The organism is Novosphingobium sp. ST904, assembly GCF_001298105.1.
Classification (GTDB): domain Bacteria; phylum Pseudomonadota; class Alphaproteobacteria; order Sphingomonadales; family Sphingomonadaceae; genus Novosphingobium.
The window spans coordinates 21,908-41,121 of the sequence record NZ_LGJH01000129.1 but is presented as its reverse complement, the minus strand read 5'-3'; the positions used below and the strand labels follow the sequence as shown (position 1 = coordinate 41,121).

The following is a 19,214-nucleotide window of genomic DNA, read 5'->3' as shown; positions in this document are numbered from 1 at the left end:
CTCGCGTAATACCATAGGGATTGTGAGAGTATGCGCAACAGTACGGTTTCAAAAGTTCGCTTTCACACCGTCATGGAACTGCAATTAATTCGATTTTCGAAGCATCTTCACGCTTGGCGCAAACCCGCAGGAAAGCTAGCTATCGGGCATGGAAATCGATCTCACACCGGCGGCACTTCTGGCCCTGCGAAAAATTCTCGACGCAGCCGAGCTAGAGAACCGGAAAATGGCCGCTGCGACGAGCTTGACCTCCTCGCAGGCACTGGTGCTACGGCAGATCGGAGGCAACGAGACGATCACGCCGAGCGCGGTCGCGAGCGCCCTGGGTTTTGGACAGGCGACGATCACCAACATCGTCGATCGCCTGGTGGCGGCGCAGCTCGTGACGCGCACGCGCGGCCTTACCGACAAGCGGCAGGTATTGTTGCAAGTCACCGAACTCGGCCGGGAAAAGCTGAAGGCCTCGCCGTTTCCGCTCCAGATGCGCTTCAGCCAGGGTTATGCCGGCCTTGCCTCCTGGGAGCAGGCGATGATCCTGGCTGCGCTCGAACGGCTCGATGGGTTGCTTACGCCCGAGAGCGCAGGCCTGGTCTGATTAAACTGCTTCGAACGGACGGATTTAGAGAATCGGCGGAGATTGCCACGCATCCTTCCCATCACATCGAAGTCGTCGCTGGAGCGCTGGGGAGACAGACCGACAAACAACACTGAACATTGGGCGGAATGGCCGAAAAGGTCATCGAGCGCTTTGAATGCAAGTGCAACCAACCCCACCCCTGTCAGGGTGACTTGAGACGCGGACAGAGCCGCCATTCAGCGCCTTCTACGAGCGTCTCCGAAGCGGTCATTCGTTCACCGAGAGATCTGCCACGATGAACGGCCGGCAATGGGACATTTTGCTCGGTCCGGTTCCGAGCACGTAGCCCAAGAAAGCTGACGCTCCTGGCATAGAGATTGCCATCTGTGCTTTGACAGCTACGCGCCCTTTGCGGGCATTCAGCCCAACGTGTCTCGCTTCTAAAAGCGGACACGCTGGGCTGTGGAGGAAAAATTGTGCGAGTGTTCAGCCGATGGCGAACTTGTCGCGGTTCTGCGCGATGAACTCGTCGAGCGTCGTCAGTGGCACGGCCCAACTGCGGACGGCGTCGAGATCCACCTTATAACCTTCGACGTTGTTCCATGACTCGTGCTGATAGCCCAGCTCGCCATAGGGTTTTGCCAGCGCCTCTTCCTTCGACAACGTAACTGCCGAAACAAGCTTCCCCGTAGCCGCAGTGATCTTAGCCGCCACCTCAGGCATCGTGAAGGTCTCTGCGGCAAGGTCGATCTCATGGCCATGGAAATGGTCCGGATTGGCGAATGCGGCCGCCGCGAATGCGCCGATATCCTTCGCCGCGATCCAGTCCATGCCGGTATCCGCTTCGATCGCTGTTTCGAACCGGCCACGTTCACGTAGCGAGGGATACATGGATTCCACCATCGGCGGCACAAGGTCCTCCATAATCATAGCTGGCTTCAGAATCGTCCAGTGACGGAAGCCCTGCGCCTTGACCATGTCGTTCACGGCCGCCTTGTTGTTCCAGTACAGCGGCTCCCAACGGCCTTCGTCCCAACCGACGAAGTTCTGCTGATCGCCTGCACGGGCGACAGAGGTGTGGACGACCATATCGACACCTGCGCGACGGGCCGCCTCGATGAACGCCTTGCCGGTGACAATCTCGGTATCCGGATCGCCGGGATGCGAGCCCATCTGCACGGAGAACGCGCCCCATGTCCCCGCCAACGCTGCATCGAGACTGGCAGAATCGTGATAGTCGCCCTTGACGACCTCGACCCCTCGAGCCGCAAGCGCCCGCGCTCCAAGCGAATCCGGATCGCGCACCAATGCACGGACGGCACGGCCTGCCTGCAAAAGCGCTTGAACGACGGCGCCGCCCTGTTTGCCAGTAGCGCCGGCCACCAGGATTAGAGGGGTTTCGGAATTCGACATTGTGAGCCTTTCTTGATCGACAGCGCGGAATGCGCATCAACTTGCAGCCACAAGGATGGGGCCGATCATTACGAAACGCAAGAGTTTCGATACGGTTGATTTTCGTAAAAAAGGATTTATAAGGTTGCCATGACCGTACCAGCCCAAAGCCATCAACATCGCTTGCCTCCAGCGGAACGCGGGCGGTCGCAGGACAGCAGCCGTGATGACCTGATTATCAGCGCCGCACTCGAGCTGCTCGGCACCAACGGATATCACGGCCTAACAATGACCGATGTGGCTTCGCGTGCGGGGGTATCGAAGGCGACGCTGTATCGACGTTGGACGGCAAAGGCGGACCTTGTCGCTGATGCGGTCGCCACGCTGAGCCCGGTGAGCACACCTCGCTATCCGGGCACATCGTTGCGCGATGATCTGCTCGCGCTGTTGGAGCAGGCCAGCAATTGTGACGGGAGAAGTGCGGTCGTGATTGCGACCATGGAGCAGGCGCGGTCGCACCCGGACCTTTATCGATCCCTTACCGAAAGGTTCAGTACGTTCATCCGCACTGAACTACATAAGCTGGCGCAGAGATCCGCGGATGCTGGACATGTGCCGTTGTCAGAGGCCGAACTCGACGTGATGGTGGATACGGTGATTGCGCTTCTCGCCCATGACGCGGGACCAGCCGGTACTTCAGTTCCGCGCGACCGTCTTGCCAAGCTAGTCGATAACGGGTTGATGCTGCTGCTCACTGGGACACGTGAAACGGATTAGGGGTCATTGGCCTGCGAGGCACGCTCGCCACTGACACGTGAATCTCTCGAGATCGTCGATCAAGAAATGTAAAAGGCAGCTATCTCTCTGTCCCAGTCCAAAACCGGACAATCGCCTAACGGCCCATATGTCCTTCCTGAACCTCACTTGCCCATGGGCAATTCCCCTCTCGGCTCGACCTTCGGCAACAGATGGTGCAAAGAGTCGTTGCTGTCTTGCCCGCATGGCCGGAACGAACGACCACCTTACCTCATACCCGATGGCCGGGAGTAACGACTTGTCCGATCTGACTATTCCCGACGACCTGCGCACCTTCTTCGAGAATTCGCCGGTAGCCCTGGCCTTGGGAAGTCCGGACGCGGACAATCCGCTGATCCTGGTGAACGGCCGCTTTGCGGACCTGACGGGCTATTCGCAAAAGGACCTTGCAGGTCGCAATTGCCGCATTCTGCAGGGGCAGGCAGAGGATCATGAAGCCCGAGCTAGACTGCGGACTTTCCTGGGCGACGATGCTGCGGTCAATGTGCGCACCCCGATCCCCAATTTTCGGAAGGACGGAACGCCTTTTGTGAACCTGCTTTACATGTCGAGGCTGCGCACCCTTTCCGGCACGACGCGCTACATTTTCGCGTCGCAGTTCGATGTCAGCCGCGCCCAGCCCGATCGGCTCAAGGCATATGACAGCGACCTTGGCCTGACGCTGACGCGCCTTAGCCCGGTGGCCGCCGAGAGCGGCATCATCCTCGAGGGCACCTTGACGACGATCGCGAATTCGGCCGCGACGATCGCCCAGGCAAGGCTGACCCTGGCCGGTCTAGACGACGGCGCGATCCTTTGAGCGGCGACGAACGGACGCGCGGTATCCCGATCGTCGGGATCGGCGCATCGGCGGGCGGGCTTGAGGCCCTGCGTGAGATGCTCTCGGTGGCCCGACTGCCTACTGAAATGGCATTCGTGGTCGTCCAGCATCTCGACCCCAACTACGAGAGCATGCTGGCCCAGCTGCTGGACCGGGCTAGCCCGCTCGACGTGCTCCAGTGCGAGGGCGGCGAAGAAGTGCTGCCAGACCGCGTGTACATCATACCGCCGGGCCGCGGTCTCGCGCTGCAGGACGGCAAACTGCAGCTGACCGATTTCGCCCAGCCGCGCGGGCTTCGCCGTCCGATCGACGATTTCTTCATCTCGCTCGCCGCCGAGAAGCAGACCGATGCCGCCTGCGTGATCCTCTCCGGTACGGGAGCCGACGGATCGACGGGATTGCGTGCGATCAAGGAGCAAGGCGGGGTCTGCGTCGTCCAGACACCGGAAACCGCGCGCTACGATGGGATGCCCGTATCCGCGGTCGGGACAGGCCTCGTGGATTACGTCAAGCAGCCGTCGGAGATCCTCGATTGCCTCGGCGCGTTCTTCGCCCGACGCCGAGGCGAGCCCCACGAACGCGAAGCCGAACTTGTCGCCGATCATGTCGATGACCTGTGCGCCACCTTGCGCAAGGCCGTCGGTCACGATTTCTCGGGCTACAAGCGCTCGACGCTGGTACGGCGCGTCGAGCGGCGCATGCACGTGCTGAACATCGATTCGGCCAGTGGCTATCTCCAACGCGTGCAATCGGATTCAGGCGAATGCGAGGCGCTGTTCCGCGATCTGCTGATCAATGTCACGCGGTTCTTCCGCGACCCCGAGATGTTCGACGCGCTGCGCGAGAAGGTGATCGAGCCGCTACTGCGCGACCGTTCCAGCGACGACGACATCAGGGTCTGGATCCCGGGCTGTTCCAGCGGGGAGGAGGCATACAGCATCGCCATGCTGTTCGCCGAGACGGCACGGCGCATGAATTTCGCCAACCCGGTGCAAATATTCGCCTCCGACATCGACGAGCAGATGCTGCAGATCGCGCGGGAGGGAATTTATCCCGCCTCCGCGCTGGCTGATATCCCTTCGCCCATGCGCGAGCGGTGGACGACGCCGCATGGGGAGAAATTCGCAATCTCGAACAAAATTCGCGATCTTATCCGGTTTTCCAACCACTCAGTTGTAAAGGATCCGCCGTTCTCGCGGATCGACCTTGTTTCCTGCCGCAACCTTCTGATCTACTTCGACGATCGCCTGCAGCAATCGGTAATGCCGATCCTGCATTACGCGATCCGGGAGGGCGGATACTTATTCCTCGGGCCTTCGGAAAGCATCGGCCGCTTCGACCATCTGTTCCCGGCTCTGGATAATCACGCCCGCATCTTCGAGCGCGCCCCCGGCAACCCCCGATACCCGATCGACTTGCCGGGCGGAGAGCGAGGCGTTCAGCGTCACCGCGAAGATAGCAGCAATCGGGATGTCAGGCGCAAGCAGTCCGACGCCGGCATAGCCGTCCAGCGCCTGGTCGATCGTTATGCGCCGCCTGCCATGGTACTCAATCAGGACGGCGCGGTGGTTGCCGCCTATGGCAAGTTGAGCCGCTATTTCGATTTCCCGGTAACCCGCACGGGCGGCACCAGCGCGATCTCGCTAGCCAAGCCGGGCCTGCGCGACGTGCTCGGCCCGCTCGTGCGCCAGGCCCGCGATGCCCGCGATGCCCGCAAGAAGGTGGTGGCCCGCGAGGTCGAGGTGCGTTCGGATTACGGCATCCAGCCTGTCGAGGCGATTTGCGAGCCGTTGCCTGACAACTCGCTGTTGCTTATCCTGCGCGATCGCGGCCCCTTTCAGCCGTTCGACGGGCCGGACTTTACCGAGATCGAAAGCGGCGACGATCACATGGAAGCGCTGGAAGAGGAACTTCGCCTCACCCGCCACAAGCTGCGCACCGCTGTTGAGGAACTGGAGACAGCGAACGAGGAGTTGAAAAGCTCCAACGAAGAAATGATGTCGATGAACGAGGAGCTGCAGTCCACCAACGAGGAGCTGTCCACCGTCAACGACGAGCTGAAAAGCAAGGTGGACCAGCTTACCGTCGCGAATGCTGACTTGCGCAACTTCTTTGAGTCCACCGAACTGGCGGTGATCGTGCTCGACGGACAGCTTCGTATCCGCAGTTTCACCGAAGCGGCGACTGCCATTTTCCCGTTGCAGCAGACCGATCGGGGGCGCCTGTTGGCAGACGTCGCAACGCGCCTGGACGACAGCACTTACCTTGACGACGCGCGGCGCGTGGCGAGCAGCGGCGAGCCTCTCCACCGCCGGGTTCGCACGAGCGACGGCGGCCGAACCCTGTCGCTGCGCGTTCTGCCCTATCGGACCCAGCACGGGACGATCGATGGCGCCACGCTGGTACTGAGCGACATCACCGTAGCCCTGCTGATGGAAGACGATCTGGCTGCCGAGCGCGAAAGACTCGATCTGGCCGTGAAGACCGGCGGAATCGGGATCTGGGAGTATCGTCCGGATGAAGACGACGTGATCCTCGATACCACGAGCCGTAGCCAGCTTTCGTTGCCGGCCAATGGCAATGTGAGTCTCGGCCATGTACTGGCGAAGGTACATCCCGAGGATCGCGCCTCGCTCGAAGACTGCATCGCTCATACCCTTTACAGCGATCAGGACATGGAAATCGCCTTCCGGGTGTGCGACGCGGAGGATGCCGCCGCCTGCCGTCAGCTCAAGGCTTACGGCCGGCTCATCGACTCGCGTCCGCGCCGCTTGGTGGGGGCAACGATCGACCTGACGGCCGAATATGCAGTCGCTGAGACGCGCGGCCTCATGCTGCGCGAAATGAACCACAGGGTGAAGAACCTGTTCGCAGTGGTCAGCGGCATTATTTCGGTTGCCGGTCGGTCTCACAACGACGTTCGCAGCTATGGCGCGGATCTGCGCGAGCGCATCGCGGCGCTGGGCAGGGCACACTCCCTGGCATCGCCTTCCGGCGACGAGCAGCAGACATTCTCGCTTCGTACCCTCATCGAAACGACGACGGCCGCCTACGCTGGGCAATCCGGGATTCTGGTCGAAGGCCCGCAGATCGACATCGATCGCAACTGCCTCTCCCCTCTTGCCCTCATCCTGCACGAATGGACGACCAATGCCGCAAAGTACGGCGTCCTGGGGCCGCGCGCGGGAACTCTTCGAGTGCGCTGGACGTTGAGCGCCGACGGGATTGACTTGCTGTGGGACGAAGAGGGTGATGACACGATTGATGTGGGCGAGGGATCGGGCTTCGGGACATTGCTCGTCACCACTTCCGCGCGGCAACTTGGTGCCCGGATTTCCCGTGAACTGCGCGATGGCCATTTTGCCCTTCGATTATGGCTGCCTGGCGGTGTGATGGTTCGATGACCGACACCGTACTGATCGTCGAGGACGAACTGTTCGTCGTCCTCGATCTGGAAGATCTGATCGCCGAAGAGGGTTTCGCTGTCTCCGCGCATTGCGGCACTGTTGCCGCCACCATGCGGGCGATCGAGCGTCAACGACCAGTCTGCGCTATCCTCGATGTCCGCCTCCCAGACGGAGAAGTCTTCCCGGCGGCGGATCGAATGCAGGAGATGAAAGTTCCGCTTATTTTTCATTCAGGCCACGCTAACGAGAATGCTCTGCGCACTCGCTATCCGGATGCGCAGATATGCCCCAAGCCCAGTTCTCCTTCCCACCTGCGCGAGGCATTAAAGAAGGCCGTCGGCAGAACAGCCTGATCCAGCACATATGGATTGGGGCTAGATCACAACTGGGATCCAACTGGCATTTCCGCTACGACGTCGGAATGGAGTATGTTGATGATCTATCCCCCCGCGAGTGGCAGCTATCCTAGCATTCCCGGTCAGGACCGGACAGTCGCGTCTCGGCCACTTATGTCTTCATGGCAATTTAGTTATGACCGCGCTCAGTTCAGCCGTTCGCAGATGAGGCTTTAAGCGGCTTCAGCGCGGATTTGGGCCTCAAGGCGACGACGCACTTTCAACGCGCCATTGTCCACCTTTGCACTGATCTCCATAGGCAGTGTTGCGCCCGATTGCAGAACGCGCTCGATGGATTCGATGGCATCGATATCCTCGGGCTGGATGCTGCTGCCCATGCCGCGCTGCATATCGCCCAACTGCGGCCGGTCGATGCCGAAATCACGCGTGGTATTCACGAAATAATGCAGGCGCGTCGGGCTCGCGGGGGTGATAATGTGGAGATAGTTCTGGATGCCCAGCGGGGCGCCGCTTTGCGCATCTATCATCGCCCCGCCTGTGCGGATCAGGCAGGGTCCCAGATATTCGGCATCGAAATGCTGATGGACCGGCCCTTTTTGATCGGGAAACTGGACGGCGAGCAACGGATTGAGCGGCATGTTCTCACCCCTTCGCTGCACCGTGATGCTTTCCGGCGTTTCGATCACGGATACCGGAATGGCGACCACCTTTTCCCCTCCCGGAATGGTCTTGTCATGAATGAAGGTGACATGGCTGAGATCGAGCAGATTTTCGATCAGCAGCGTATAGCGAGCCTCCACCGTGGCAAGTGGATGCTGCTCGACCGCCCAATCGCCGCGGCCCAGACCGATGGCACCAAGATCGGGCAGCAGGGCGGGATCAGCTTTGTCGGCAGCCCCGGTCCAAATCCAGATCAAGCCGCCCATCTCCTCGACGGGATAGCGGCGCAGTGCGGATTTTGTTGGGACGCCGCTCTGGCTCGGCGCGCGCAGACATGAGCCGTCCGGGCCATATTCAAAGCCGTGATACCCGCATTGCAAAGCGTCGCCCACCAGTCGGCCCTTTGCTAGCGGAAACGCGCGGTGGGGGCAGATGCCTGCGACAGCAACGACCTCGCCCGCCCGCGCGCGATAGAGGATCACCGGCTCGCCCAGAATGTCGCGAGCCAGCAGATCGTGCCCCACTTCATCGGAATAGGCAGCCACCCACCATTGATTACGGGGATAGGGCTCTTGCGTCGTAAGCGGATAGGCGTTGGTCGTCATGTCTCTCTCCCTTCGGATGCCCTTTGGCTTGAAGCCAGGTTTGTCACCCGACCAACATCTTTGTCAATCGATAAACTTGCACCTTATTCGCTGCCGGGGCATGACGCTGGGCATGGCTCGCTCCGCCCCCGCAAAGGCCCGCTATGACGGCCAGGAAAACCGCCGCCTCGTGCTTGAGGCGGCGCTGAACGTCTTTTCCGATCTGGGCTTTGCCGGCGCCAGCACGCGAGTAATCGCCGCCGCCGCAGGGATTGAGCAGGGCCATCTGGCCTATTACTTCCCCTCGAAACTGGCGCTGTGGCAGCAGGTAATCGAGGTCTTCGCCCGCGACGGGGAGGCCTATCTGGCTGAGCATCTAACGCAGCAGGCGCTGACCGATCCCGTGCGGGCAGCACGCGCCATCCTGCCGGGCTATCTTCGCAGCTTTGCCGCTAATCCACGCCTGACACGGTTGATGCTTCAGGAGTTTTCCGTTTTATCCCCCCGGCACGAGTGGGTGGTCGAGCATATCGGCAAGCCGATCTGGCAGCGGTTGAGCCCGCTGTTTCAGGCTCTGGCCGATCGTGGCCATCTGGGCTGCGCTAAGCCTGAGATGGCCTATTTCAGCTTGATCGGTGCCGCTTTGATTACCTTTGGCAATCCAGAGCTGGTGCAATCCCTGACCGACGCCGATACGCAGGGGGAAGCATGGATCGATCAGGCCATCGCCCATATGCTACGGCCCGTACTGCCATCTTGAAATGATTCAACCCTCGGACGTTCATGGACGCAGAGGAGAACGACAGGGTTTGGTCGCGAGCTGCCCAGCGTGAGTGTCAACTATCCCAGTATTCCAGCTCCGAACCAGACGTTCCGCAAACGGCCAGTCCAAGGCTTCCTGGATGGGAAAAGCTGACGGTCCGCACCTGGGAGCGCAAAATCGGCGGCTGAATGACTGACAAGGGTCGCGAGTTGCCTAAGCGTCGAACACCTTGGGCAGGGACATTGCCGCCATTCTCCGATTTGGGCCAAAGGGCAGCTTGCAGCCTAACACCCGACGTTCCGAAAGACGGCGTGCGGGAAGAAACGGGCATGACGTCCCAACCCTCACTCCGCTTTCCACTTCACCGGGATGCGAAGGTAGGTGACGCCGTTCGCTTCCGCCTCGTCAAAATGACCCGCGCGAATGTTGACCTGGATCGAGGGCAGCAGGAGCTTGGGCACGGATAGCCCAGCGTCACGCTGCTCGCGCATGGCGACGAAATCATCCTCTCTCACGCCGTCATGGACGTGGATGCTCGACCGTCGCTGCTCGCCCACTGTCGTCTCCCAGCGATAATCTTCGCGGCCCGGTGCCTTGTAGTCGTGGCATAGGAACAGCCGCGTCGCGTCGGGCAGTGTCAGCAAGCGACGGATCGAACGATAGAGCGTGCGTGCGTCCCCGCCGGGGAAGTCGGCGCGAGCAGTGCCATAGTCGGGCATGAACAGCGTATCGCCAACAAAAGCCGCATCGCCGATCAGATAAGCGACGTCCGCAGGCGTATGGCCTGGGACGTGCAGTACCTCGACCGTCAGTGCGCCGATCGCAAAGTGGGCGCCATCCTCGAACAGGCGATCGAAGTCCGATCCATCTGTCTTCAGGTCATTCATCGCGAACACCGGGCGGAAGATCTTCTGCACGTCGCAGATATGCGCGCCTATCCCGATCCAGGCGCCAGTATGGGCCTTGATGAAGGGGGCGGCCGAAAGGTGATCGGCATGGGCGTGAGTTTCCAGCACCATCGCGATCCGCCAATCCTGTTCGCGGGCGAAGGCGACGATGCATTCGGCCGAGCGCGTATCAGCGACGCCGCTCGCCATGTCGAAGTCGAGTACCGGGTCGATCACCGCCGCTGTGCGCGTCGCGGGATCGCAGACGAGGTAGCTGACCGTGTTCGTCGGTTCGTCGAAGAACGCCTTGATGAAAGGTTGAGTCATGGTTTCCTCCGTTAGTGCTTGCTAATATATTAGAGAATGCTACATAAGCAATATCTAATGGAGTGCCGATGATGTTCAAACCGCCGATGGACCTGGCGACATTCGAAGTGAAGGCCGGACAGGTTGCCGACACGCTCAAGGCGATCGGCAATGCGCGCCGGTTGATGCTGCTGTGCAAGCTGGTCGAGCATGGCGAATTGACAGTCGGTGATCTGGCCCGCGATGTGGGCCTGTCGCAGTCGGCCTGCTCGCAGCACCTCGCCAAGATGCGCGACGAAGGCCTCGTCGCCTACCGACGCGAGAGCCAGACGCTTTGGTATGCCATTGCGGACGCCCGCGTCGAAACGCTGCTTGGCACCCTTTACCAGCTCTATTGCAAGGATTGATGCGATGACGCTCGCGACCCTTTCCCCCACCGATACCCGCGCAGCGATCGATGCCGGTGCGCGTCTGATCGACATTCGCGGTGCCGACGAACATGCGCGCGAGCGCATTCCCGGTGCGATTAACGTGCCGCTCGACCGGATAGGCGAGCTCCCGCGTGACGATCGTCCGGTCGTCTTTCACTGCAAGTCGGGGATGCGCACCGCCGCCAATGCGGAGCAGCTCGGCGCGGCAGCGGGTGGTGCGCCGGCCTATATCCTCGGGGGTGGCATTGATGCGTGGCGGCAGGCAGGACAGCCCACCGTCGCCGATCGGTCGCAGCCGTTAGAGATTATGCGGCAGGTGCAGATTACCGCCGGTGGGCTGGTGCTGATCGGCGTTCTGCTCGGCACGTTCGTCGCTCCTGGCTTCTTCAGCCTGTCGGCATTCGTCGGCGCTGGGCTGATGTTCGCTGGTATGACGGGATGGTGCGGCATGGCCAATCTACTGTGCGTCATGCCTTGGAACCGGCGCACGGCTACCTGAGACGATCATGGACGCTGCCACCATCCTTGCCGCGCTCGTATCAGGCGGCGTGATTGGGTTAATTCTCGGCCTTGTGGGCGGGGGCGGGTCGATCCTCGCAGTTCCGCTCCTGATTTATGTCGTCGGCGTCGGATCGCCGCACGCCGCGATCGGGACGGCCGCTGTCGCTGTTACGGTCAACGCGCTCGCCAGTCTGATCGGCCATGCACGGGCGGGCCGCGTGAAGTGGCAGTGTGCCAGCGTTTTCGCGTTGTCGGGCATGATCGGTGCGGCGCTGGGGGCGGAGCTGGGTAAGGCGTTCGACGGCAAGCGGCTTCTAGCTCTTTTCGGGCTGCTGATGATCGGTGTCGGTCTGTCGATGTTGCGCAAGCGCGCACGCGCAAGCGCCGGACGTGCGGCTGACCCGCGACAGCGCGGCGACTCTCCTGCCGCGTCTGGTGCCGATCGGACTGGGCGTGGGGCTTGCCGCCGGCTTCTTCGGGATCGGGGGCGGGTTCCTGGTCGTGCCGGGACTGATCTTGGCGACCGCGATGCCGCTGCCCTTCGCGATTGGCACGTCGCTCGTTGTCGTCAGCGCACTCGGGCTGACCACTGCCACCTCCTACGTCCTGTCAGGGCTAGTTGATTGGGGCGTGACCGCAATGCTCGTCATAGGTGGCATCGCTGGGACGATCGGCGGCATCGCGCTGGGCAAGGCCCTTGGTACCCGCAAGGGGCTGCTCGAACATGGATTTGCCTCCGTGGTTATCGCGATTGGGGCCTACATCACTGCGTCATCAATCTAGGCCGCACCCCTCTCCCGAAATGGGACTGCAGAACGGCGTAACGTGCGACTGGCTTCAGTACGATAAAGCGGGCAGTGGCGGATTGTATGCTCGAGACTGGCGACTGGCCGCTTTCGTCCAGACCCGACCTTCGGAGTTTGCTTCGGGAACGACCTGAACTGGTCGCGACCTGCCGGTTACCGGACAGTCCGGACCTGGGGATGCGAAATTGGTGCCTGAATGGCGACAAAGGGTCGGTCACGAAACCGCACGCCGACCCGATCGAATGCCAGCTATCTCGTTCCGCGTCTTCGAAACTGTCGTTCTGGACAGTCCAACATCCCAGCCACTCGGAGCCGCTTTGAATCTGGAGAACATCGCCTACTTTGGCGGTGCCAAGACCAGGGTCGAAGATCAGCTGTTTTGGCCCAGGCAGTGCGCAGAATCGAAATCCCAACGGCGGTGCTCCTAGACTGACCCTCACAAGGTCCCAACACGCCTGCAAGTTGGCCTTAGAACGGTGGCTCCCGCATAAACCCTTATCACGCTCAACGCCTTGACGAGAGCCCAGGGGCTTTCCATCTGACCGGGGCAAATCTGAACCATGCGAGCCAAGGATACGATGACGACAGATTCCGCTATCGCCTCTGAAACCCGCGCCTTCGAGGCGGATGTCTCCAAGCTGCTGCACATGATGGTCCATTCGGTCTATTCGGACCGGGACGTATTCCTGCGCGAGCTGATCTCGAATGCCGCTGATGCGTGCGAGAAGCTGCGCTATGAAGCGATTGGCGATCCGTCGCTTTTAGGCGACGATCCGCAGCCGAAAATCACCATCACACTGGACAAGGATGCCGGCACGCTGACCGTGGCGGACAACGGCATCGGCATGACCGCTGCCGATATGGGCGAAACGCTCGGCACCATCGCCCGTTCCGGGACCAAGGCTTTCATGGACAGGCTCTCCGCGGACAAGAACGGAGAAGGCCAGCAGCTAATCGGTCAGTTCGGCGTCGGTTTCTATTCGGCGTTCATGGTGGCGGGCAAAGTCGACGTCGTGTCGCGGCGAGCGGGTGAAAGTGATGCATCCAGCTGGTCGTCCGATGGACTTGGCACGTACACAATTGCGCCCGTAGATCCAGCGCAAGCACCTGCCCGCGGGACCAAAGTCACTCTCCATCTTCTTGATGACGCGAAAAGCTATGCGGAGCGCTACAACCTCGAGCGGATCGTCAAGGCCCAATCGGGCCATGTACCGGTCCCCATTTTCATCGAGAAAGCCGGAAGCGACGAGGAAGCTCGGCAACTCGCGGACGGCTTGGCGCTGTGGACCAAGCCGAAGTCGGACATCAGCGAGGAAGATTACACCGACTTCTATCGCAGCGTGGCGGGCCAGTTCGATAAGCCCGCCCTGACGCTCCATTACCGGGCAGAGGGGCGGCATGAGTATTCGGTGCTGACTTTCATTCCGGAGAGCAAGCCATTCGATCTGTTCGATCCCGATCGCAGCGGGCGCATTAAGCTTTACGTCCGGCGCGTGTTCATCACCGATGAGGCGGAGATCCTGCCGCGCTATCTGCGCTTCGTGCGCGGCCTCGTCGATTCCGCGGACCTGCCGCTCAATATGTCGCGCGAGATGATCCAGGACAGCCCCGTCCTTTCGGCAATCCAGAAGGGCGTGAGTAACCGCGTTCTTTCCGAGCTGGAGAAGCTCGCCGACGCCGAGCCCGAACGCTTTGCGGCGATCTGGGAAAACTTCGGGGCCGTGCTGAAGGAAGGTCTCTACGAAGACTTTGCACGGCGCGAGACCCTGCTCGGCCTTACCCGCTTCAAGACCACGACCTCGAACAGTGAGTGGCGCTCGCTCAAGGATTACGTTTCCGCACTGAAGGAAAACCAGACGGCAATCTACTATGCGACCGGTACCGACCTCGAACGGATCGCCGATTCCCCGCAGCTTGAGGGTTTCAAGGCACGCGGCATCGAAGTACTGCTGCTACCCGACCAGATCGACAACTTCTGGACGTCGATGGGCGCGGAATACGAAGGCAAGCCGTTCAAGTCGGTTACACAGGGTGCGGCCGATCTCAGCCTCATTCCCCTGGCGGAAGGTCGCGAGCCAGCCAAGGCCGCCGAGGATGTGACCGGGTTCATTGATTTCGCAAAGGAAGCCCTGGCAGATCATGTCTCCGACGTTCGGATTTCAGACCGCCTGACCACGAGCGCGGTTTGCATTGTCGCCCCCGACAACGCGATGGACCTCCAGCTCGAGAAGATGCTGCGTCCGCCGGCCGTGCACCGGAGCGGGCGAAGCCTGTTCTGGAAGTCAATGCCGGGCACACGTTGATCGGGAAGCTGGCGCAGAGCAGTGCCACGAACGATGAACGGCGCGACCTTTCGTTTCTTCTCCTCGACGAAGCCCGGATCGCCGAGGGCGAAGCACCGGCCGACCCGCGGGGATTCGTGGAGCGGCTTGAGCGCTTGATGGCCAAATCTCTATAAGGCCAGCGAGGGGAGCCGCTTGGCTCCCCTCCGTCTTGCCACGCTCATCAACCAAGAAGCTTGGTGACTGAGGGTACTGTGGCTGCCCGAGGTTACTCCCGCGTCTTCGTCAGCCGCGTAAAACTTCGTCGTATATAGAACGACAGATCGATTGGCCATTGACGCCCTGGCACCAGGGAACGCGTCTCGCACGCATGCCGATAATAACGCTTCTGCAAGTCCCGATAATCCAACGGCCGGCGGATTGCGATCCACAAGCCCGACTTCCGGCCTATAAGGGTGGCCAACCACCTCAGATATCGGCTGATCAAGGTGCGCGGCCCGCCGACTGATCATTCGCACCGCTTTGCGCTACCAGTGCCGAGCAATCCGAGTGCTAGGAAATGTACTTTCTCGTTCGTTCCGCTTCGCGATGGGAGCGAAATCTGACGCTAATTTCGGTGTCGGATCGACGGATCACGGAACATGGCGGTTCGAGCAGCCCAAGGGCGACGCCGCGTGAGAACCGCGTGAGTTCGGTGCTCGTCAGCGCATAGAGAGTCAGGTCCGAGGGATCAATCTGTCTCATCCTCTTTGTCTCCACTCTGTCGCGCAAAGCCTCGGAAAAGCATACGGAGCCGTCCCGGTCGGCTCTTCCCCTCGCATCACAAATCCTTTGCACCATCGTCCAGGACTGCTTCTCCTTTGCCGTATCAGAGATCACCGTTTCGGTGGATTAGAGCTGCAAGTCCTTCGCTGCCCCCATGGACGCCGTTGCGCCCCGGCGTGGCGGGATCGGTCGCGAGTGGCACTCTGGCCTGTCGCCGCCGCTAAGGAAATTGGGAAAGACGCGACACCGACAGGCCACAACCAGGGTCAGGCAGCTTCGCTAACCTGATCCTTCGTCTCGCCAAGTCGAGCAGTGACCGGCTCGCGCCGCGGATCTCGATGCGCCGCGGCTTCATCGCCTCGGGCACGACACGTTTGAGATCGACGGAAAGCAGGCCGTTTTCGAATGTGGCATTTCCGGCTTCGACGAAATCAGCAAGCTGGAACCGCCGCTCAAAAGAGCGCGCCGCAATGCCGCGATGCAGATACTCGCATTTGCTGTCGTCTTCAGCGCGCTTGCCGGTGACAATGAGCAAGTTCTGTTGAGCGACCAGTTCGATATCTTCGGGTCTAAACCCAGCGACCGCGAGCGTAATGCGGTAGCTATCCTCGCCGAGCTTCAAAATATCGAAGGGCGGATAGCCGTCCTCCTCACGCGCGCCTGCTTCGAGCAGATTGAACAACCGGTCAAAACCGACCGTCGAGCGCTGATAAGGCGTAAAGTCAAAGTTGGTTCTCATTTTTCCAAATCCTCTGTTGAGCGATCTGGGCATGAGCTACGCCGGTAGCAAAAGAGCCGGCGTTCTCCATGACCCACCGGGCCCGAACGCGGCGCCCGGCAATCGCTAGCTAATGTAGTCGAATTCCGCTTCAAGATGGGGCTCGAAGATTTTTTGCAGAACGGGATGCATCGGCGGCAACGGCGTCTCATCCCTGGCGCGACAGAATATCATTCCAGCCGCAGGACATGGTTCACCGGCCGCCATTCGGTCGGTCGGATCAGACGGTCATGGGCGATTCTGACTGAATGGAGAGCGCCCTCGATCTCGCGCCGCCAGTGGTCGAGAAAGTCGAACAGCACCGGAAAATCAGGCGCAAGATCGTATTCCTGCCAGATGAACAGTTGCAAGATCGAGGGCGCATCCGGAAGGTAGAAATGAATTTCCGCAGTCGTCAGCCCGTAACCTTCCAACTGCGCCAGAAAGCTGCGGTCCATCATTGGCGCGAGCGGATCGGATTCTCGCCTCGTTCAAGATCGCGCATTGCGGCAAGGATGTCGTCGATCGGTACGGCGCGTTTCGCACCGGGCGGTTTGCGCAAGGCGGGCTCATTTCGGACCGCGGACCGATCGGAAGCCCACGATGCGAGTATGGCACGCTTCACTTCCGGCTCCAGGCTCGGGTGATGTGCAACATCGAAGGGGTGAAGAAAACGCGAGAATGGCTGCGACATGGCCGTCTCTCCTTTCCTTGAGTCGCGGTGATCAAGTGCGCGGTGATGCCGCACACGAGATATTTTGGTGGTTCATTGAGTCGCGTCAAGATGCCAATGCAGTGGCTGCATGCCGCTCGAACGCGCGCTTTTGGCACTCGTTGGGCGGGACTGCCAAAATTTTTTTGGCACCCTCTTGAAGCGCAAAAGGGGTTTTCATAATTTGCCCGCACCTGTCGCGCAGAAGAGCGATAGGCCCATCACATCTTGTTTTGCATCTGGAGGTTTTGCCATGCATTTCCGCCCCTTGCACGACCGTGTGGTCGTCCGCCGCATTGAAGCTGAAGAGAAGACTTCAGGCGGCATCATTATCCCCGACACCGCCAAGGAAAAGCCGCAAGAAGGCGAAGTCCTCGCCGTCGGTCCTGGTACGCGCGACGATCGCGGGCAACTCGCTGAACTATCTGTCAAGGTCGGTGACCGGATCCTGTTCGGCAAATGGTCGGGGACCGAGGTCAAGATCGATGACGAGGATCTGCTCATCATGAAGGAGAGCGATATCCTTGGCGTAGTCGAAACCCAGGCTGAGCTGAAGCAGGCGGCCTGAGCACGCCTGCCGTCCCTCTAACGTTCAGGAAGGAAAAATCGGAAAGGAGTTTGGCAATGGCTGCCAAGGAAGTAAAGTTTGCGTCCGATGCGCGTGATCGCATGCTGCGCGGCGTGGATACGCTGGCCAACGCGGTGAAGGTGACGCTTGGGCCCAAGGGCCGCAACGTCGTGATCGAGAAGTCGTTCGGTGCGCCGCGCATCACCAAGGACGGCGTCACCGTCGCCAAGGAAATCGAACTCAAGGACAAGTTCGAGAACATGGGCGCGCAGATGCTGCGCGAAGTCGCCAACAAGCAGAACGACAAGGCCGGTGACGGCACCACCACCGCCACCGTTCTAGCCCAGGCGATTGTTCGTGAGGGGGCAAAAGCGGTCGCCGCGGGGATGAACCCGATGGACGTCAAGCGGGGTATCGATCTCGCCGTGAACGCCGTCGTCAACGATCTCGAAAGCCACGCCAGGAAGGTAAGCGCCAACAGCGAAATCGCGCAGGTCGCGACCATCTCGGCTAATGGCGACGAGGAAGTCGGCCGTATTCTCGCCGAGGCGATGGATAAGGTCGGCAACGAAGGCGTCATCACCGTCGAGGAGGCCAAGAGCCTCGCGACCGAACTCGAAACGGTCGAGGGCATGCAGTTCGACCGCGGCTATCTCTCGCCCTACTTCGTCACCGATGCCGAGAAGCTCAAGGTTGAGTTCGACGATCCCTATATCCTCATCCACGAGAAGAAGCTCTCGAATCTGCAGGCGCTCGTCCCGCTGCTCGAGAAGGTGGTGCAGTCGGGGCGCCCGCTACTCATCATCGCCGAGGACGTCGAAGGCGAGGCCTTGGCAACGCTGGTCGTCAACAGGCTGCGCGGCGGGCTCAAGGTCGCGGCGGTCAAGGCGCCGGGCTTCGGCGATCGGCGCAAGGCGATGCTCGAGGACATCGCCGTCCTCACCGGCGGCAATGTCGTTAGCGACGATCTCGGGATCAAGCTCGAGACCGTCGCCGTCTCGATGCTGGGTAGCGCCAAGAAGATCATCATCGACAAGGATAACACGACCGTCGTCGATGGCGCGGGCTCGCGTTCCGACATCGATGCCCGCCTCGCCCAGATCCGCTCACAGATCGAAAACACGACCAGCGATTACGACCGTGAGAAACTGCAGGAGCGTGTGGCCAAGCTCGCGGGCGGTGTGGCGGTGATCCGCGTCGGTGGTGCCACCGAGGTGGAGGTCAAAGAGCGCAAGGACCGCGTCGACGATGCACTTCATGCGACCCGTGCTGCCGTAGAGGAAGGCATCCTGCCGGGCGGCGGGATCGCACTACTGCGAGCATTGAAAGCACTTGATGGTCTCAAGGTGGCGAATGACGATCAGCAGTCAGGCATCGACATCGTTCGCCGAGCTCTTCGGGCACCCGTTAGGCAGATCGTTGACAATGCCGGCGAGGACGGCGCGTTCATCGTCGGCAAGCTGCTCGAGAGCGAGGACTACAACTGGGGTTTCAACGCTGCCACCGGCACGTACGAGGATCTGGTAAAGGCTGGCGTCATCGATCCGGCAAAGGTCGTGCGTACTGCGCTCCAGGATGCAGCGTCGGTCGCTTCGCTGCTCATCACCACCGAGGCGCTCGTTGCCGAACTGCCGAAAGAGGAGAAATCCGCCCCGATGCCGGCGATGGATTATTGACGTTAGACGGGGCCGGCGCACCAGCCGGCCCAGGAGTCTCTGATTCCATCGACAAGCAAGGGCTTCGTCGACCTCCTCTTCTGGCAGGCAGCTTGGGAACCCTGAGAGGGAAAGCTGCCCGTCCGCACCTGGGCAACAAAAATTGCCT

At 60.8% G+C, this 19,214-nt stretch carries 16 protein-coding genes and 2 pseudogenes; 12 read left to right on the top strand and 6 right to left on the bottom strand.

Annotation, left to right across the window (positions count from 1 at the left end):
- Positions 1-148 precede the first annotated feature (148 nt).
- Positions 149-595, top strand: coding sequence for a MarR family winged helix-turn-helix transcriptional regulator (locus tag ADT71_RS07975; RefSeq protein WP_054436096.1), 447 nt, complete (start codon positions 149-151; stop codon positions 593-595).
- A 468-nt stretch (positions 596-1,063) separates the two neighbouring features.
- On the opposite strand, the gene ADT71_RS07970 is transcribed toward ADT71_RS07975, so the two are convergent.
- Positions 1,064-1,990: an NmrA/HSCARG family protein gene (locus tag ADT71_RS07970; RefSeq protein WP_054436095.1), complete on the bottom strand. Its 927-nt coding sequence runs from the start codon at positions 1,988-1,990 to the stop codon at positions 1,064-1,066.
- A 129-nt stretch (positions 1,991-2,119) separates the two neighbouring features.
- On the opposite strand from ADT71_RS07970, the gene ADT71_RS07965 reads away from it, so the two are divergent.
- The 4 genes from ADT71_RS07965 to ADT71_RS07950 all read left to right on the top strand — a co-directional run bounded on the left by ADT71_RS07965 (position 2,120) and on the right by ADT71_RS07950 (position 7,365).
- Positions 2,120-2,746, top strand: coding sequence for a TetR/AcrR family transcriptional regulator (locus ADT71_RS07965; protein ID WP_054436094.1), 627 nt, complete (start codon positions 2,120-2,122; stop codon positions 2,744-2,746).
- A 277-nt stretch (positions 2,747-3,023) separates the two neighbouring features.
- Positions 3,024-3,584: a PAS domain S-box protein gene (locus tag ADT71_RS07960; protein ID WP_185999483.1), complete on the top strand. Its 561-nt coding sequence runs from the start codon at positions 3,024-3,026 to the stop codon at positions 3,582-3,584.
- Complete coding sequence (locus ADT71_RS07955) at positions 3,581-7,009, top strand: CheR family methyltransferase (RefSeq protein WP_082370220.1); 3,429 nt, start codon at positions 3,581-3,583, stop codon at positions 7,007-7,009. The genes ADT71_RS07960 and ADT71_RS07955 overlap by 4 nt, the downstream gene beginning before the upstream one ends.
- Positions 7,006-7,365, top strand: a complete 360-nt coding sequence (locus ADT71_RS07950; RefSeq protein ID WP_054436093.1) for a response regulator — start codon at positions 7,006-7,008, stop codon at positions 7,363-7,365. Before ADT71_RS07955 ends, ADT71_RS07950 begins: the two co-directional genes overlap by 4 nt.
- A gap of 215 nt (positions 7,366-7,580) precedes the next feature.
- On the opposite strand, the gene ADT71_RS07945 is transcribed toward ADT71_RS07950, so the two are convergent.
- Complete coding sequence (locus ADT71_RS07945; protein ID WP_054436092.1) at positions 7,581-8,633, bottom strand: aromatic ring-hydroxylating dioxygenase subunit alpha; 1,053 nt, start codon at positions 8,631-8,633, stop codon at positions 7,581-7,583.
- A 100-nt stretch (positions 8,634-8,733) separates the two neighbouring features.
- Between ADT71_RS07945 and ADT71_RS07940 the strand changes: the two genes are divergently transcribed.
- The gene (locus ADT71_RS07940; RefSeq protein ID WP_054436091.1) at positions 8,734-9,372 is read left to right on the top strand and encodes a TetR/AcrR family transcriptional regulator; all 639 of its coding nucleotides are present in this window, start codon (positions 8,734-8,736) and stop codon (positions 9,370-9,372) included.
- Positions 9,373-9,719: 347 nt separating this feature from the next.
- Here the strand turns inward: ADT71_RS07940 and ADT71_RS07935 are convergent, their stop codons facing one another.
- The gene (locus ADT71_RS07935; RefSeq protein ID WP_054436090.1) at positions 9,720-10,589 is read right to left on the bottom strand and encodes an MBL fold metallo-hydrolase; all 870 of its coding nucleotides are present in this window, start codon (positions 10,587-10,589) and stop codon (positions 9,720-9,722) included.
- A 68-nt stretch (positions 10,590-10,657) separates the two neighbouring features.
- Here ADT71_RS07935 and ADT71_RS07930 point away from each other — a divergent pair, with 68 nt between their 5' ends.
- From ADT71_RS07930 to htpG, 4 genes and pseudogenes are all read left to right on the top strand, one after another.
- Entirely contained in the window at positions 10,658-10,975 is a 318-nt protein-coding gene (locus tag ADT71_RS07930) for a helix-turn-helix transcriptional regulator (RefSeq protein ID WP_054436089.1), read from the top strand.
- 4 nt (positions 10,976-10,979) lie between these two features.
- Positions 10,980-11,498, top strand: a complete 519-nt coding sequence (locus ADT71_RS07925; protein WP_054436088.1) for a rhodanese family protein — start codon at positions 10,980-10,982, stop codon at positions 11,496-11,498.
- Positions 11,499-11,505: 7 nt separating this feature from the next.
- A pseudogene (locus ADT71_RS07920) lies at positions 11,506-12,283 on the top strand (sulfite exporter TauE/SafE family protein).
- A 601-nt stretch (positions 12,284-12,884) separates the two neighbouring features.
- A pseudogene (gene htpG, locus ADT71_RS07915) lies at positions 12,885-14,764 on the top strand (molecular chaperone HtpG).
- 809 nt (positions 14,765-15,573) lie between these two features.
- Here htpG and ADT71_RS07910 read toward each other — a convergent pair.
- From ADT71_RS07910 to ADT71_RS33250, 3 genes are all read right to left on the bottom strand, one after another.
- Positions 15,574-16,092 carry an Hsp20 family protein gene (locus tag ADT71_RS07910; RefSeq protein ID WP_054436087.1) on the bottom strand — a complete coding sequence of 173 codons (519 nt, stop codon included), beginning with the start codon at positions 16,090-16,092 and terminating at the stop codon, positions 15,574-15,576.
- 209 nt (positions 16,093-16,301) lie between these two features.
- On the bottom strand, positions 16,302-16,571 hold the full coding sequence (locus ADT71_RS07905; RefSeq protein WP_054436086.1) for an usg protein: 270 nt from the start codon (positions 16,569-16,571) through the stop codon (positions 16,302-16,304).
- On the bottom strand, positions 16,568-16,804 hold the full coding sequence (locus tag ADT71_RS33250) for a hypothetical protein (RefSeq protein WP_054436085.1): 237 nt from the start codon (positions 16,802-16,804) through the stop codon (positions 16,568-16,570). Before ADT71_RS33250 ends, ADT71_RS07905 begins: the two co-directional genes overlap by 4 nt.
- 271 nt (positions 16,805-17,075) lie before the next feature.
- On the opposite strand from ADT71_RS33250, the gene groES reads away from it, so the two are divergent.
- Complete coding sequence (groES, locus tag ADT71_RS07895) at positions 17,076-17,390, top strand: co-chaperone GroES (RefSeq protein ID WP_054436084.1); 315 nt, start codon at positions 17,076-17,078, stop codon at positions 17,388-17,390.
- 56 nt (positions 17,391-17,446) lie between these two features.
- Positions 17,447-19,066, top strand: a complete 1,620-nt coding sequence (gene groL / locus ADT71_RS07890; RefSeq protein WP_054436083.1) for a chaperonin GroEL — start codon at positions 17,447-17,449, stop codon at positions 19,064-19,066.
- Positions 19,067-19,214: the final 148 nt, after the last annotated feature.